The following is a 14,695-nucleotide window of genomic DNA, read 5'->3' on the forward strand; positions in this document are numbered from 1 at the left end:
ATTATTTATAGCTATTGTTTTGTGCTATTATTTTTTTCTCTATTTTACTAATAAGATTTCCTTTGCTATAACCTGTCCATTTGTCAATAATTGTTCCTTCTGGATTTATTAAAACAAAGGTTGGAATGCCTTGAATTCCATATTTAATTGATGTTTCGCTATATCTTCCTTTTCCATCCCAAATACTATTCCAAGTAACTTTATCTCTTTCTAACGACTTTAGCCAAACATCTTTTTTGGGGTCTTGGGTGAAGCTTACTATTTTTAAAGAATCAGAATACTCCTTGTTTATTTCTACTAATTCATCTGCTGCTTTAATACAAGGGCCACAATAAGCTGCTGTAAAGTCAAGAAGTGTATATTCTCCTCTAATGTTTGAAAATTTAACCTTTTCTCCCTTTTGATTTATTCCTTCAAAATCGTGAAATTTATCTCCAATTTTAGCGATATTCTCTCTTAGAAATACTTCAACTACTTTGGCATATTTACTTTCTTTTATTTCAGGTGTATAATTTTTAAATATTTTCTGTATTGTGTCTTTTGGTAATTGATTTTTCAAATAGCCAAGTTCTATTATACTTATATAGGTGTTGGGATGTGATTTTATATAGTTAATTCGTGAAATCTGTGTAGCGCTATCTATTGTTCTAATTTTCTTCCAAATTCCTGCTCCTATTTCTCGTTGCTTTTCTTGGGGTAGATTCATAAAAGTTTGTACCAAAGAATTTCTTTTGATATTATTTTCCTTTGTTAGGCTTTGAGAATAATTAAAATCTTCTTGAGTTTTTGAACCTCTGATATTTACATTCCATGGAAAGTCTGATATATCTCCTTTAACAGTAATATTGTCATTTCCGATAAGAAGATTAGTATAAATAAATTTTTTATCAACAGTAGCGTTTAACCAAATTTGTTCTGGTGGGCTAGATAAATGTCCTTCAAACTTAAAACTGTTATTTTCTACTGTTGTGCTATCGAATACAGCATCAGTAGCCAAGTTTCTTAAATAAAATTTAGTCCCATCTGGAAATCCACTTATTTGTCCCAAGATTGTAAATTTTTCCTTTTTTCTTTCTTTTTCAACACAAGCAGTTATAGAAATTACAAAATAGATACTTAGAATTAATTTGTATATTATTTTCATTTGTTTAATGTTAGGTTTAATGGTTCACAACTAAAGGTATATTCAACTGCTTTATGTTTTATATCCGACTTTAAACGAAGTTATTTGAATTTTTTTACAAAGTCAAGTTTATAGTCTTATAAACTTTTAGAAATAGACGTTGTTTTATCTGTAAAATCACTTCCTGTATAAGAAGTAATTTGTAACCAAATCGATATAGGCTTGTTTGGCTTCATCTTCACTAAGTCCTTTGGCTTGGAATAAAGCGTTGGTTTTAAAAGCATTTATAATAGGTTTTTTGCTTCTAGGTTTACCGTAATTATTTGTGGCCTTTTTGTAGTAGGCATAAAGTTTTAAAAGGGTATCAGCAGGAAAAGGCGCTTCGTGAGCATTCACTCGTTCTACAGCTTCTTCAAACTCTATGTCTAATGGGTTACTCATTAATTTCTGCAATAATACTTTCGCCTCCCTTTACTTTCTGATTTAATTTTACTTTAATATTAGTATCTAAGGGTAAAAACAAATCTACTCTAGATCCAAATTTTATAAATCCAGATTCTCCACCTTGAGTAGCTTTATGGTCAACTTTTGCATAGTTTACAATTCGTTTTGCTAATGCACCAGCAATTTGTCGGTGTAATACTTTACCATAGGTTTCGTTTTCAACAACCACGGTTGTGCGTTCATTTTCTTCACTTGCTTTAGGATGCCATGCTACTAAATATTTTCCTGGGTGGTATTTACTAAACACAACATTTCCACCAATAGGGTAGCGCGTAACATGAACATTTATTGGCGACATAAATACGCTAACTTGCAAACGTTTTTTTTTAAAATATTCTTTTTCAAAAACCTCCTCAATAACAACTACTTTACCATCTACTGGCGAAATAACTTGGCTGTCATTAAGTTGCGTGTTTCGTTTTGGGTTTCTAAAAAATTGCAATATCAAAATGAGAAATACTAATAATGCTATCATTATAATAGTTCTTAGCCAAGTAATATCAACAAAACTATCTACTAATAAATAACCAGCTACAACAATAATAAGTGTAACAATTATAATTTTATGACCTTCTTTATGAAACATAATTCAAAATTCTTAAAAATAAATATATAAATGGAGCAGCAAAAATAATGCTATCTAGTCTATCTAATAATCCACCATGCCCAGGCATAATAATACCACTATCTTTTACGTTTGCTTGTCTTTTAAATTTAGACTCTATTAAGTCTCCTAAAGTGCCAAATACGCTAACTATTATGCTTAAAATTAGCCAGCTTGTAAATGTTAAAGTACCTGTAAAGGTAGCGATAAAATAACTTGCTACACATGAGAAGAACAAACCTCCAAGAAAACCTTCCACTGTTTTTTTAGGGGATATAATTTCAAATAGCTTTTGTTTACCAAAATTTTTGCCTACTAAGTATGCAAATGAATCGTTTACCCAAACTAAAATAAAGGCTCCTAATAGGATGTCTGGATTATAATCTTCATAATAATTTGCTATTAAAATTAAAAAAACAAATGCACTTGATAGGTAAAACGTTGTTAGTAAAAAACGTTTGGTTGCGAAAAGAGGAATGCTTTTTTTAGAAAATAAATCTTTAATTAAAAATAGCTCGACAAATATTGATAGTACTAAAAGAATTTGAGTGGTTTCGTTTAAACCAGTACTTGTATTTAGTATGGTTTGCCAATATCCAAAAACTGCATAAAGTGAAATGAATATGAAATAAGGAATATTACTTTTTAATTGGATTAGCTTTTTGAATTCGCCTATACAAATTAATCCAAAAACGAAAAAAAGAGCAATTAATGCATGTTCAAAACAGAGGCAAATAAGCAATAGTGAAACATAGACTAAGCCAGAAAGTGATCGTACAAGCGTTTCTTTCATTCTATAAATCTTCTAAAAGTAATAGGTATAAATTTTTAGCACTACTACCGTAACTTAGAAAATCTTTTTCATCTCCAGATTTAAAGTGTTTAATGGTTGTGATATTTGTTGGGATTTTTTGTCTGTTCTTATTTTTTATGCCTCGTAGACCTTCACCAATATTATCAACGATTTGACTTGTAGTGGCAAAAACAATAAAATTAAAAGGTAGTTCAGGAAGTTTTTTTTCAAAAATCTGTTTTGATGAAACTAATAAAGAGCCATCATTGGCAATTAAATTTTCGCAAGTTGTGATAAAGTATGTGGCTTCACTTATTTTTCTTGTTGGAAGTAAATTGGAGCCTTTAAATTTATCTTTTAATTCGGTATCAAGCAATAACACTTGTTCTTCTTCCCAGTCATTTTCTTCAATGATATGACCTAAGTTTTTATAAATCTCATCTAAATTTTCGCAATACAGAAACTTACCGCCATTAGCCTTAAAGTTTATGGTAAACCTTTCGTCTATTGGTAGCTTTATTTCGGGCATATACTTGCCTCTATTATCAGATTTTAATTCTTTCTCTGAACCAGCAGATCTAGAACCAAAAATTTTTCTAAAAAGACTCATTTAATGTATTGCTATTAACCGCTTTCCCTTCAATGTGCATCAAATATAAAAAATCTTAAATTAACCTTACGATTAATTTAAGATTTTTACTAAATGCTTAATAATTTAAGGCGTTAGGTCTTATTCTTCTTCGTCCTTTATTTCTTCTTTTGCACTTAAAGAACTTTCTTTTTCAAAAGGACGTTTTCCAAATATTTTTTCAAGATTATCTTTAAAAATAACCTCTTTTTCCAATAGTACTTCTGCTAGTTGTGTTAATTTATCTTTATTTGTTTCAAGTAGCTTTATTGCGCGTTGATATTGCTTTTCAATAATATCTGAAATTTCTTTATCAATTAATTCTGCTGTTTGCTCGCTGTACGGTTTTGTGAAACCGTATTCGCTTTGTCCTGAATCATAATATGTTAAATTTCCAACTTTATCACTAAGCCCGTAAATTGTAACCATAGCACGAGCTTGTTTTGTTACTTTTTCTAAATCGCTTAAAGCACCTGTTGAGATTTTATCAAAAATTACTTTTTCAGCTGCACGACCACCTAAAGCGGCACACATTTCATCAAGCATCTGTTCTGGGCGCACAATTAAACGTTCTTCGGGTAAATACCATGCAGCACCTAATGAGCGTCCGCGTGGTACAATAGTAACTTTTACTAAAGGTGCAGCATGTTCTAACATCCAACTGGTTACAGCATGACCTGCTTCATGAAAGGCAACGGCACGTTTTTCGCTAGGTGTGATAATTTTATTTTTCTTTTCAAGACCTCCAATAATTCTATCAACAGCATCTAGAAAATCTTGTTTGTCAACCGCCTTTTTACCATTTCTAGCTGCTATTAAAGCGGCTTCATTACAAACATTAGCAATATCTGCTCCTGAAAAACCAGGGGTTTGTTTTGAAAGGAAATCTAAATCTAGATTTTTTGCTTTTTTAAGAGGTCTTAAGTGGACTTCAAAAATTTCTTCACGTTCACGTACGTCTGGTAAATCAACAAAAATTTGTCTATCAAAACGTCCAGCACGCATTAAGGCTTTATCTAAAATATCGGCTCTATTTGTTGCGGCAATTACAATAACGTTTGTATTTGTACCAAAACCATCCATTTCAGTTAATAACTGGTTTAGTGTATTTTCACGCTCATCATTACTACCAGACATGGCGTTTTTACCTCTTGCACGACCAATGGCATCAATTTCGTCAATAAAAATAATTGATGGTGATTTTTCTTTTGCTTGTTTGAATAAATCTCTAACACGAGAAGCTCCAACACCAACAAACATTTCAACAAAATCTGAACCTGATAATGAGAAGAAAGGAACTTTAGCTTCTCCAGCTACAGCTTTTGCTAATAAGGTTTTACCGGTTCCTGGAGGGCCTACAAGTAAGGCACCTTTTGGGATTTTACCACCAAGAGTAGTATATTTTTCAGGAAATTTTAGGAAGTCTACAATTTCTTGAACCTCTTCTTTCGCACCTTCAAGACCTGCAACATCTTTAAAACTCGTTTTAACTTCTGTATTCTGATCAAAAAGTTTGGCTTTAGATTTTCCTATGTTGAAAATCTGCCCACCTGCACCTCCGCCAGCACCTCCAGACATACGACGCATAATAAATATCCAAACACCAATTAATAAAATAAAAGGGAGAATACCCATCAGTAAATTACCCCAATCGTTTGTTTCTGTATCAAAAGTTATTATCGGTTTAGCCGATAATTCTTCGGTCATTTCATTTAGTTGATTTTCAAAATTTTGAAGGTCACCAAACTCAAACCTGTAGTTAGGCAATTTTGTAGCAGATGGAATAAATGTTTGAGGTTTTGAGTTTTTATGAATCTCTTTAGCCTCAGCATCTTTGGTTAAATATACTTTCGCTACTCGTGTGTTTTTTACAATGTCAACACGGTCTACATCACCAGCTTCTAAATACTTAAAAAAGTCAGAAGGGGTTGTTTTGTTAGTGTCTTGATAGCTAGCTCCACTAAATAATTGATATCCAAGAAAAAGGGCTATCAATATGCCATAAATCCAATATGGACTAAATTTAGGTTTCTTATCTTTTGTGTTTTTCTTATCGTTTGCCATTTGATTTTTTTAGTAACTCGTTTCTATAACTGTAGTTTTTGCATCGCCCCAAAGACTTTCAATATCATAATACTCTCTAATATGTTTTTGAAACACATGCACTACAACATTAACATAATCAATCAATACCCATTCTGAGTTTTCAGCGCCTTCAGTATGCCAAGGATTATCTTTAAGCGTTTTACTTACTGTTTTTTGAATGGAATTAACAATAGCGTTTACTTGCGTGTTTGAAGTCCCTTCGCAGATAATAAAGTAATCGCAAACCGTGTTTTCAATCTCTCTTAAATCTAGAATATTAATTTCTTTGCCTTTAACATCTTCAATCCCACTGATTATTACTGATATTAATTGGTCTGCGCTTTTTTTTTCTTTCGCCATTAAATATTTTTAATTTGTGCAAAGTTATTATTTTTTTAGTTCTTTATACTTTAAAATAAACATAAGATTTTAGAGTAATTTAATAACTTGTATATGCGTATAGTCAAACTTAATGCCATCGATTCTACTAATAGGTATTTAAAGGAGCTAAGTGGCACTAAAGCTATTGATGATTATACTGTTGTTGCAGCTAAAAATCAAACTGAAGGCAAAGGTCAAAGGGGGACTGTTTGGAGTTCTCAAGCGTCTAAAAACCTTACCTGTAGTGTGTTTAAGGATTTGTCTGGGTTTAAATTTGAACATCCATTTTACATTAGTATTGCAACTGCTTTAGCACTTTTAAAGACCTTAGAATATATTGAAATACCTCGATTAAGTATAAAATGGCCTAACGACATTTTGTCAGCAGACAAAAAAATATGTGGTGTTTTAATTGAAAATGTCATAAAACAAAATAGTATTGCGGCTTCTATTATTGGAATTGGGCTAAATGTAAATCAAGTTATATTTGAAAATTTACCTAAAGCGTCATCATTAAAATTAATCTCAGGAAAGGCATATGATTTGGATGAGCTAACAATTACGTTTATAAATAATTTGAAATATTATTTCATACTATTGGAAGACGAAAAATATGAAGAATTAAAAACTGAATATGAAATTCACCTATTTAGAAAAAATAAGCCTTCAACTTTTAAAAATGCTGAAGGTGATATGTTTTCTGGTTTTATAAAGGGTGTTTCCGAATCTGGTCACCTTCAAGTATTATTAGAAGACAATATTTTGAAAGCATTCGATTTAAAAGAAATTACACTGTTGTATTAAATAGCTTTTGGAATACTTGTGGCAAGTGTTTCAATAAATTTGCTAATAGGACTTTTTATCATCATTGCCATCATAGGGTTGAAGTCTCCAGTAAAATCTAATTTTACTTCACTTGAGTTAGCATCAATTTCAATAATATTGGCTATCAACGAAAAATCTATTTTTCCTCCTGCAGCACCTAAAACTATTTTATTTGGAGGTATAACTTCTTTCTTTTTAAGAATAATTTCTGGCATGCCTTTTAAAGCAAAAAGAAACTTATCTTCATCTAAAATTTCAAATTTACTAATGTTTTCAGGCATTAACGATTCAAAATTTTTGATGTCAGATAAAAAATTAAATACATCTTCAGGCGATTTACTGACGCTAATTTTAGGGGATTCTAAATTCATTTTTTGTTATTGGTTTATAGTTAAGTTGCTAAGTTGATTGAAAATAGGTTTGACTAAACGCCTTAATAACTCAAAACAACTTTGCATTACATATATCAATTAGCGTTCCATTCACTAGGATTGGTGTTCCAATCTGATAAAGTTTCTAACTCTTTTTTAGATATATAATTAGTCTCTAAAGCTTCTTCAAGTAAATTTTCATAATTACTTAATGTATTCAAACGGATACCGTCTTTTTCGAAATTTTTTGAAGCTATATCAAAGCCATAAGTAAAAATAGCAACCATGCCTTTTACATTTATATTTGCTTCTTTTAAAGCTTTAACGGCATTCAAACTGCTTTTTCCTGTACTTATTAAATCTTCAACAACTACAACATTTTGTCCGCTTTCAACAAACCCTTCAATTTGATTTTTCCGTCCGTGCCCTTTAGCATCTGGTCTTACATATATAAAAGGAAGGCCTAAATATTCTGCAACCAATATGCCAATACCTATTGCGCCTGTAGCAACACCAGCAATAACATCGGGTTTACCATATTCTCTTTCAATATATTTTCCCATTGTTTCGCGTATATAATTACGAATTGGAGGAAAGGATAATACAATTCGATTATCACAATAAATTGGGGATTTCCAGCCTGAAGCCCAAGTAAAAGGTTCCTTAGGGCTTAGTTTTATAGCATTTATTTGTAATAAAACTTCGGCGGTTTTTTTAGCGGTGTCTTTGTCAAAAATCATATCAGCAAAATTACACATAAATTTAAATTTAATGACTTGTTAAATATATATAATCATATTTTTTTAACAATATTATAATCAAGCCTATATTAGATTTAGTGTCTATTTTATTGTTTTTAAGGAATTTAACTACATCTGAGTTGCTTTTTTCGATAAAGCGCATAATATTTTGTTTAAATAAATAATCAAATAATTAAACAATTAATTATTTTGTTTAACTTTACTTAAAATAAATTAAACAAAATAACAATGAACAGAAAACTACCTTACCGAAAAACCAAATCTCAATACCTAATTTATTTCTTCTTTCTACTAATTTCAATGCAATCGTTTGCGGATATTGATTGTGGAGATATTGAAGGTTTTGAATTTAGTAATGGACATGAGTCTGTTACTTTGATTGATGGCGGTAATTACATCTTTGATGAATTACCAACAAATTTTTATGTCAATATGCATGTTGATGGCTATTCTCAAAGCGTAAAATATGTCATTGAAAATTTGGAAACAGGAGAAAGGTATAAAGTTACTGAAAATCTTTTACCTTATACATTTCCGGCAGGTAATAAGCCTTGGTATATAGGTGAGGGGAAATTTAAATTATCAGCAAACCTCTATAAATTTGATTTAGGATTTGGTTACTGCGATTCAAAATCAATAACTTTTACTATTGGCGGTTCTTGTACCGCAGACGCAGGCACTTTACATGCCACATCAAGCAATGTCACTTTAACAGGAGATTCAGCAACAATAAGCGCAACACCAGATGGAAACATCAATTTGCCAGAAGGTTATAGCAGCATATTTGTATTAACCTCAGGCGAAGGCTTAGTAATAGAAGCCGTAAGTGCCACACCAGAATTTACAGTAACTAGTTCAGGATTATACACGATTCACACCTTAGTATATGACGGACGCGAGGACAGTGAGAACTTCCTAAACTTAGGTATTGTAGAATTTGGAACAACAACAGGCGTAGATGTATTAACGGTAGTAACAAGTGGAGGATTATGTGCCTCATTAGATGCAGCAGGGGCACCAATACAAGTAGAATCATGTACCGCAGACGCAGGAACACTGCAAGCCACATCAAGCAATGTCACTTTAACAGGAGATTCAGCAACAATAAGCGCAACACCAGATGGAAACATCAATGTGCCAGAAGGTTATAGCAGTATATTTGTATTAACCTCAGGCGAGGGCTTAGTAATAGAAGCCGTAAGTGCTACACCAGAATTTACAGTAACCAGTTCAGGATTATACACGATTCATACCTTAGTATATGACGGACGCGAGGATAGTGCAAACTTCCTAAACTTAGGCATCGTAGAATTCGGAACAACTACAGGTGTAGATGTATTAACGGTAGTAACAAGTGCAGGATTATGTGCCTCATTAGATGCAGCAGGCGCACCAATACAAGTAGAATCATGTACCGCAGATGCAGGAACACTGCAAGCCACATCAAGCAATGTCACTTTAACAGGAGATTCAGCAACAATAAGTGCCATAGCAGATGGAAACATCAATGTGCCAGAGGGTTATAGCAGTATATTTGTATTAACCTCAGGCGAGGGCTTAGTAATAGAAGCCGTAAGTGCTACACCAGAATTTACAGTAACCAGTTCAGGATTATACACGATTCATACCTTAGTATATGACGGACGCGAGGATAGTGCAAACTTCCTAAACTTAGGCATCGTAGAATTTGGAACAACAACAGGCGTAGATGTATTAACGGTAGTAACAAGTGGAGGATTATGTGCCTCATTAGATGCAGCAGGCTCACCAATACAAGTAGAATCATGTACCGCAGATGCAGGAACACTGCAAGCGGCATCAAGCAATGTCACTTTAACAGGAGACTCCGCAATGATAAGCGTTACACCAGATGGAAATATTAATGTGCCAGAAGGTTATAGCAGCATATTTGTATTAACCTCAGGCGAAGGCTTAGTAATAGAAGCCGTAAGTGCCACACCAGAATTCACAGTAACCAGTTCAGGATTATACACGATTCACACCTTAGTTTATGACGGACGCGAGGACAGTGCAAACTTCCTAAACTTAGGTATTGTAGAATTCGGAACAACTACAGGCGTAGATGTATTAACGGTAGTAACAAGTGGAGGATTATGTGCCTCATTAGATGCAGCAGGCTCACCAATACAAGTAGAATCATGTACCGCAGATGCAGGAACACTGCAAGCGGCATCAAGCAATGTCACTTTAACAGGAGACTCCGCAATGATAAGCGTTACACCAGATGGAAATATTAATGTGCCAGAAGGTTATAGCAGCATATTTGTATTAACCTCAGGCGAAGGCTTAGTAATAGAAGCCGTAAGTGCCACACCAGAATTCACAGTAACCAGTTCAGGATTATACACGATTCACACCTTAGTTTATGACGGACGCGAGGACAGTGCAAACTTCCTAAACTTAGGTATTGTAGAATTCGGAACAACTACAGGCGTAGATGTATTACAAATAATAATGTATAATGACATGTGTGCATCTTTAGATGTAGCAGGAGCACCAGTTACTGTAGAAGAAGATATTTGTTTAGCAGACGCAGGAACATTTAGTGGTATTTCAGGATCAGTAAATGATGGTGTTGGAACTATAGAAGCTATTGCAAATGATAATGTAGTAGTACCAGATGGATATAGTAAGATATTTGTATTAACTTCTGGAGAAGATTTAGTTATTGAACAAGTAAATGCAACACCTAATTTTACAGTTATAGAGGGAGGGAAATATACTGTTCATACATTAGTTTATGATGGAAGAGCAGAAAGTGAAAATTTCTTAGATTTAAATGTAGTAAATTTTGGAGAGACTACAGGAGGTGATGTGTTATCAATAGTTACAGCTAATGGTTTATGTGCCTCTCTTGATGTAACTGGAGTGTCAGTCACTCTAGGATTTTGTACCGCAGATGCAGGCACTTTACATGCCACATCAAGTAATGTCACTTTAACAGGAGATTCAGCAACAATAAGCGCAACACCAGATGGAAACATCAATGTGCCAGAAGGTTATAGCAACATATTTGTATTAACCTCAGGCGAAGGCTTAGTAATAGAAGCCGTAAGTGCCACACCAGAATTCACAGTAACCAGTTCAGGATTATACACGATTCACACCTTAGTTTATGACGGGCGCGAGGATAGTGCAAACTTCCTAAACTTAGGCATCGTAGAATTCGGAACAACTACAGGTGTAGATGTATTAACGGTAGTAACAAGTGCAGGATTATGTGCCTCATTAGATGCAGCAGGCGCACCAGTAGAAGTTTTAGGTGAAGTTGAGTGTACTGCATTCTCAGGAACAATGTATTCTAAGTTACCTGTAAGTTGTTTGAATAATGGTAAATCAACAATTACAGCTAAAACAAGAGAAAGTGCTGAAGTACCAAACGGTTTTGAAAGGCTATTTGTGCTTACTGAAGCATATTCATTAACTATATTGGGTGTTTCTAATAAGCCAAGTTTTGAAGTATCACATAGAGGTTTTTACAGAATACATAGTTTAGTTTACAACCCAGAAACTTTAGATTTATCAGTTGTAGTCCCAGGGCAAACAACAGGTTTTGATGTTGTTAACTTAATTAAGGATAATGGTATATGTGCATCTTTAGATGTTAAAGGAGCTCTTAACTTAGTAATAGGATCTAAATGGTTTTGTTACTTCTTCAACAAATATTTTAATTATAATAGTGGAAGAAATGATTTTTCATCTAGAGATGGTAATGAAAATGGCCTTTCAAAATTCGTAAATGATTACAATAATTATCAAGAATTCAAAGAAGATTTTATCGCTAATAATAGTAAATCAAAATTCTTCCCTAATCCTGTTGTAAATAGTTTAAAGGTTGAATTAGAATTATTTGAAAACGAAGTTATGAATTATAGTATTATAGATGTTAGCGGAAGAAACGTGATGTCTGGAACAGCTACTAATTTAGAATTTGGTTTACAAAATATTGATGCAAGTAGGTTAAATTCTGGTATGTATTTAGTGCAATTTGTCTCAGAATATAGAACAATAACTAAGAAAATAATTGTTAGGAAGTAATAAGAAAAAGAAAAATTGTTTTTTAAGAAAGTCGTTGTAAATACAACGACTTTCTCTTTTATAAAAACCAAATGATTAAACGCTATTTATAAATTAAAAAAAATATTTTTTAACAATGTTTAAAATGTTAGTAAAAATGATATTTTTACCATATTGAAATTGTTAATTATAACAAACCATGTATAAAATTTTTGTTGGCGATAAACCAATAATTTTAACCCATTTAGTTGAGAAAGAAACTAACTTTAAAAATTATTTGCTTAAAACAGTAAATATGGCAAAAGTTATAAGAAGACTAAATAGAACATCATTAAGTGAAGCTCGCTTAATTCATAAAAATCCAGATAAAATTTTAAAAAGATTTTTAAAGAAACTTCCTAATGTGATAGCTGGAGGAGGTAAAGTTTATAATGATAAGGGTGAAATTCTTTTTATTTATAGGAATGATAAATGGGATTTACCTAAAGGAAAAGCTGAAAAGAAAGAAACTATAGAGGAAACATCTATAAGAGAGGTTGAAGAAGAAACTGGTGTTAAAGGTTTGAAAATTATAAAACCGCTTAATACAACCTATCATATATTTAAACGCAATGGCCGTTATAAAATCAAAATAACTTATTGGTTTGAAATGAAAACCAGTTATAATGGTAAATTAATAGCACAAGAAAATGAAGGCATAACAAAAGTTGCCTGGTTAAATAAGAAACAATCAAAGCTAGCTCTTGAAAATTCTTACGCTAATATTAAGCTATTGGTTTAAATTATTTTAATTTGTATACAGGATATTGCATATGAGCATTTTCATAATGTTCACTTTGTTTAAATAACCAATCTAACTGTGCATACCAATTATTATTAAATTCAGAAAGGTCTTTTTTTCTATGTTCAAACGCTTCTTTTAATTTAGGATTATTATTTAGTAACTCTAAAGATTTGTCCTCCCATACATATGGTGAAAACCCCTCTTTTTGTTGTAAAATAGTATCGAAGAAATTCCAGCTAAAAAATGAATCAACTGATTGTGGTTCAAGTGTTTCTAGTATGTATCTAATAGCTTCTTGTTTTGTGTAAATTATATAATCTCCTTTACGAAATTCTATATTCTTTTTATTAGTTTTTAACTCTATGTTATAGTGGAGATAATGGCCTTCATAAGACATTTTTCTAGTTTCATATCTAGTGAGTTTATAGGTTTCAACTTTTAAAGTAGTATCATTTTCAAGATTATGCATTTCTACTTGATTAATTTTTAGTAAATCAATAACATTGTGCCAGCCTTGGGGTATAATGTAAGCAGAGGGAATTTCAATATTTAAACTTGGTTTAAAGTAATTTTGATATTTTATTTTTTTTGTGAATGGTTTTGTGGTGTCATATTTTAAACGCTCAAAACCAGTTATGGTACTTTTAATTGTTTCAGCTTCAAAACCTTTAAAGTTTAAAATAGTGTTTTTTGTTGTGTCTACTTCCCAATTTAGTTTATAAGATTTGCTGTTATATAATTTCTTTAAAACAGTTTTCCTTATTTTTGAGATTTGTTCTCCATCATCTTCAATAATTTCAATCATACTTTTCATTAATTCATAAGTACCTTCAACACGCTTTTTGTATGGTTTAAGCATATGCGTTTCAATCATCATCCCTAAGCAATTAAATAAAGTTGTGTAACCTGTGGAGTATCTCGGGGAATCCATAAATTGAGAAAAACCTTTTTCAGGAACTTTATTAAAAACATTTACATACGGTGTGATGTTCCATTGTTTTTTAGCTAAATTATGTTCTAATTTCGGCATCAAATCAGTATGTAAATAGTTACCCAAGTCGCCACCAAGTTTATTGTGTTGTGTAAACAAATGAGTGAGTGTGTATTGATAATTGGCACCATTGCTTACATGATTGTCAATAAAAACATCTGGTTTAATTATATGAAAAACTTTAGTAAATGTTTTAGCATTTTTAGTGTCACATTTAATAAAATCTCTATTTAAATCATAGTTTCTAGCGTTGCCCCTAAAACCATATTCTTTTGGGCCATTTTGATTAGTTCGTGTTGTAGAATTTCTATTTAGACTTCCTCCAATATTGTAAATAGGAATGGTTGCCAAAACAGTGTTCTTTGGAGCTTCAATCTTGTTTTGTAGAATGTCTCTAAAGAGCATCATGGTAGCATCAATACCATCAGATTCTCCAGGATGAATACCATTGTTTATAAATAAAATACGTTTGTTATTAGCTCTGATTTTAGAAAAGTCAAATACTTTATCGATATTCAACGTTACTAAATGTAAAGGCTTTCCTGAATCAGTTTCTCCTACGGATTTTATAGATACTTCGCTATAAACTTCAGCTAAATCATAATAAAATTTAATGGTTTGCTGGTAAGTAGCAGTTTCTAATCCGTTTGATTTTTCAAAATGAGTTTTGAAATTATAAACGGTTTTGTTAGAAGATCTATTACAGGAAACGAATAAAATAAGAAAGATTAATACTTTTCTCATGAATGAAGTTATAAATTTTTATAAAACTACGATTTCTTATATAAATAAAGTTTTATGTTGCTC

13 protein-coding genes are annotated in these 14,695 nt (G+C 32.0%); 3 read left to right on the forward strand and 10 right to left on the reverse strand.

Going from position 1 to position 14,695, the window contains the following annotated elements; all coding sequences use genetic code 11:
• Position 1 precedes the first annotated feature (1 nt).
• The 7 genes from Q0870_RS09470 to rsfS all read right to left on the reverse strand — a co-directional run bounded on the left by Q0870_RS09470 (position 2) and on the right by rsfS (position 6,097).
• On the reverse strand, positions 2–1,144 hold the full coding sequence (locus Q0870_RS09470) for a TlpA disulfide reductase family protein (protein ID WP_298555018.1): 1,143 nt from the start codon (positions 1,142–1,144) through the stop codon (positions 2–4).
• A 156-nt stretch (positions 1,145–1,300) separates the two neighbouring features.
• Positions 1,301–1,564 carry an acyl-CoA-binding protein gene (locus Q0870_RS09475; protein WP_298555023.1) on the reverse strand — a complete coding sequence of 88 codons (264 nt, stop codon included), beginning with the start codon at positions 1,562–1,564 and terminating at the stop codon, positions 1,301–1,303.
• Positions 1,557–2,213 (reverse strand): phosphatidylserine decarboxylase family protein, encoded by a 657-nt coding sequence (locus Q0870_RS09480; protein WP_298555026.1) that lies wholly within the window; start codon positions 2,211–2,213, stop codon positions 1,557–1,559. Before Q0870_RS09480 ends, Q0870_RS09475 begins: the two co-directional genes overlap by 8 nt.
• A complete protein-coding gene (locus tag Q0870_RS09485; RefSeq protein ID WP_298555029.1) occupies positions 2,203–3,024 on the reverse strand; it encodes a phosphatidate cytidylyltransferase in 822 nt (273 codons plus the stop codon). Before Q0870_RS09485 ends, Q0870_RS09480 begins: the two co-directional genes overlap by 11 nt.
• Position 3,025: 1 nt before the next feature.
• Complete coding sequence (locus Q0870_RS09490) at positions 3,026–3,634, reverse strand: LUD domain-containing protein (RefSeq protein ID WP_298555034.1); 609 nt, start codon at positions 3,632–3,634, stop codon at positions 3,026–3,028.
• Positions 3,635–3,754: 120 nt separating this feature from the next.
• The gene (ftsH, locus tag Q0870_RS09495) at positions 3,755–5,716 is read right to left on the reverse strand and encodes an ATP-dependent zinc metalloprotease FtsH (protein WP_298555036.1); all 1,962 of its coding nucleotides are present in this window, start codon (positions 5,714–5,716) and stop codon (positions 3,755–3,757) included.
• Between the two features lie 9 nt (positions 5,717–5,725).
• Entirely contained in the window at positions 5,726–6,097 is a 372-nt protein-coding gene (gene rsfS, locus Q0870_RS09500; protein WP_298555038.1) for a ribosome silencing factor, read from the reverse strand.
• Between the two features lie 93 nt (positions 6,098–6,190).
• On the opposite strand from rsfS, the gene Q0870_RS09505 reads away from it, so the two are divergent.
• Complete coding sequence (locus Q0870_RS09505) at positions 6,191–6,922, forward strand: biotin--[acetyl-CoA-carboxylase] ligase (protein WP_298555041.1); 732 nt, start codon at positions 6,191–6,193, stop codon at positions 6,920–6,922.
• Here Q0870_RS09505 and Q0870_RS09510 read toward each other — a convergent pair.
• A complete protein-coding gene (locus Q0870_RS09510; protein ID WP_298555044.1) occupies positions 6,919–7,314 on the reverse strand; it encodes an SRPBCC family protein in 396 nt (131 codons plus the stop codon). The two genes, Q0870_RS09505 and Q0870_RS09510, sit on opposite strands and share 4 nt — an antisense overlap.
• Positions 7,315–7,409: 95 nt before the next feature.
• Positions 7,410–8,054: an orotate phosphoribosyltransferase gene (gene pyrE, locus Q0870_RS09515; RefSeq protein ID WP_298555229.1), complete on the reverse strand. Its 645-nt coding sequence runs from the start codon at positions 8,052–8,054 to the stop codon at positions 7,410–7,412.
• A gap of 249 nt (positions 8,055–8,303) precedes the next feature.
• On the opposite strand from pyrE, the gene Q0870_RS09520 reads away from it, so the two are divergent.
• Both Q0870_RS09520 and Q0870_RS09525 read left to right on the forward strand, forming a co-directional pair.
• Positions 8,304–12,134, forward strand: coding sequence for a T9SS type A sorting domain-containing protein (locus tag Q0870_RS09520; RefSeq protein WP_298555047.1), 3,831 nt, complete (start codon positions 8,304–8,306; stop codon positions 12,132–12,134).
• 178 nt (positions 12,135–12,312) lie between these two features.
• Positions 12,313–12,894 carry an NUDIX domain-containing protein gene (locus Q0870_RS09525; RefSeq protein ID WP_298555050.1) on the forward strand — a complete coding sequence of 194 codons (582 nt, stop codon included), beginning with the start codon at positions 12,313–12,315 and terminating at the stop codon, positions 12,892–12,894.
• Between the two features lies 1 nt (position 12,895).
• Here the strand turns inward: Q0870_RS09525 and Q0870_RS09530 are convergent, their stop codons facing one another.
• On the reverse strand, positions 12,896–14,632 hold the full coding sequence (locus Q0870_RS09530; protein ID WP_298555052.1) for a M14 family metallopeptidase: 1,737 nt from the start codon (positions 14,630–14,632) through the stop codon (positions 12,896–12,898).
• Positions 14,633–14,695 lie beyond the last annotated feature (63 nt).

The organism is uncultured Algibacter sp., from assembly GCF_947487575.1.
Classification (GTDB): domain Bacteria; phylum Bacteroidota; class Bacteroidia; order Flavobacteriales; family Flavobacteriaceae; genus Algibacter_B.

Coding starts and splice junctions, on each gene's coding strand:
- Q0870_RS09470 (WP_298555018.1), bottom strand. CDS start 1,144: ATGAAAATAATATACAAATTAATTCTAAGTATCTATTTTGTAATTTCT.
- Q0870_RS09475 (WP_298555023.1), bottom strand. CDS start 1,564: ATGAGTAACCCATTAGACATAGAGTTTGAAGAAGCTGTAGAACGAGTG.
- Q0870_RS09480 (WP_298555026.1), bottom strand. CDS start 2,213: ATGTTTCATAAAGAAGGTCATAAAATTATAATTGTTACACTTATTATT.
- Q0870_RS09485 (WP_298555029.1), bottom strand. CDS start 3,024: ATGAAAGAAACGCTTGTACGATCACTTTCTGGCTTAGTCTATGTTTCA.
- Q0870_RS09490 (WP_298555034.1), bottom strand. CDS start 3,634: ATGAGTCTTTTTAGAAAAATTTTTGGTTCTAGATCTGCTGGTTCAGAG.
- ftsH (WP_298555036.1), bottom strand. CDS start 5,716: ATGGCAAACGATAAGAAAAACACAAAAGATAAGAAACCTAAATTTAGT.
- rsfS (WP_298555038.1), bottom strand. CDS start 6,097: ATGGCGAAAGAAAAAAAAAGCGCAGACCAATTAATATCAGTAATAATC.
- Q0870_RS09505 (WP_298555041.1), top strand. CDS start 6,191: ATGCGTATAGTCAAACTTAATGCCATCGATTCTACTAATAGGTATTTA.
- Q0870_RS09510 (WP_298555044.1), bottom strand. CDS start 7,314: ATGAATTTAGAATCCCCTAAAATTAGCGTCAGTAAATCGCCTGAAGAT.
- pyrE (WP_298555229.1), bottom strand. CDS start 8,054: ATGATTTTTGACAAAGACACCGCTAAAAAAACCGCCGAAGTTTTATTA.
- Q0870_RS09520 (WP_298555047.1), top strand. CDS start 8,304: ATGAACAGAAAACTACCTTACCGAAAAACCAAATCTCAATACCTAATT.
- Q0870_RS09525 (WP_298555050.1), top strand. CDS start 12,313: ATGTATAAAATTTTTGTTGGCGATAAACCAATAATTTTAACCCATTTA.
- Q0870_RS09530 (WP_298555052.1), bottom strand. CDS start 14,632: ATGAGAAAAGTATTAATCTTTCTTATTTTATTCGTTTCCTGTAATAGA.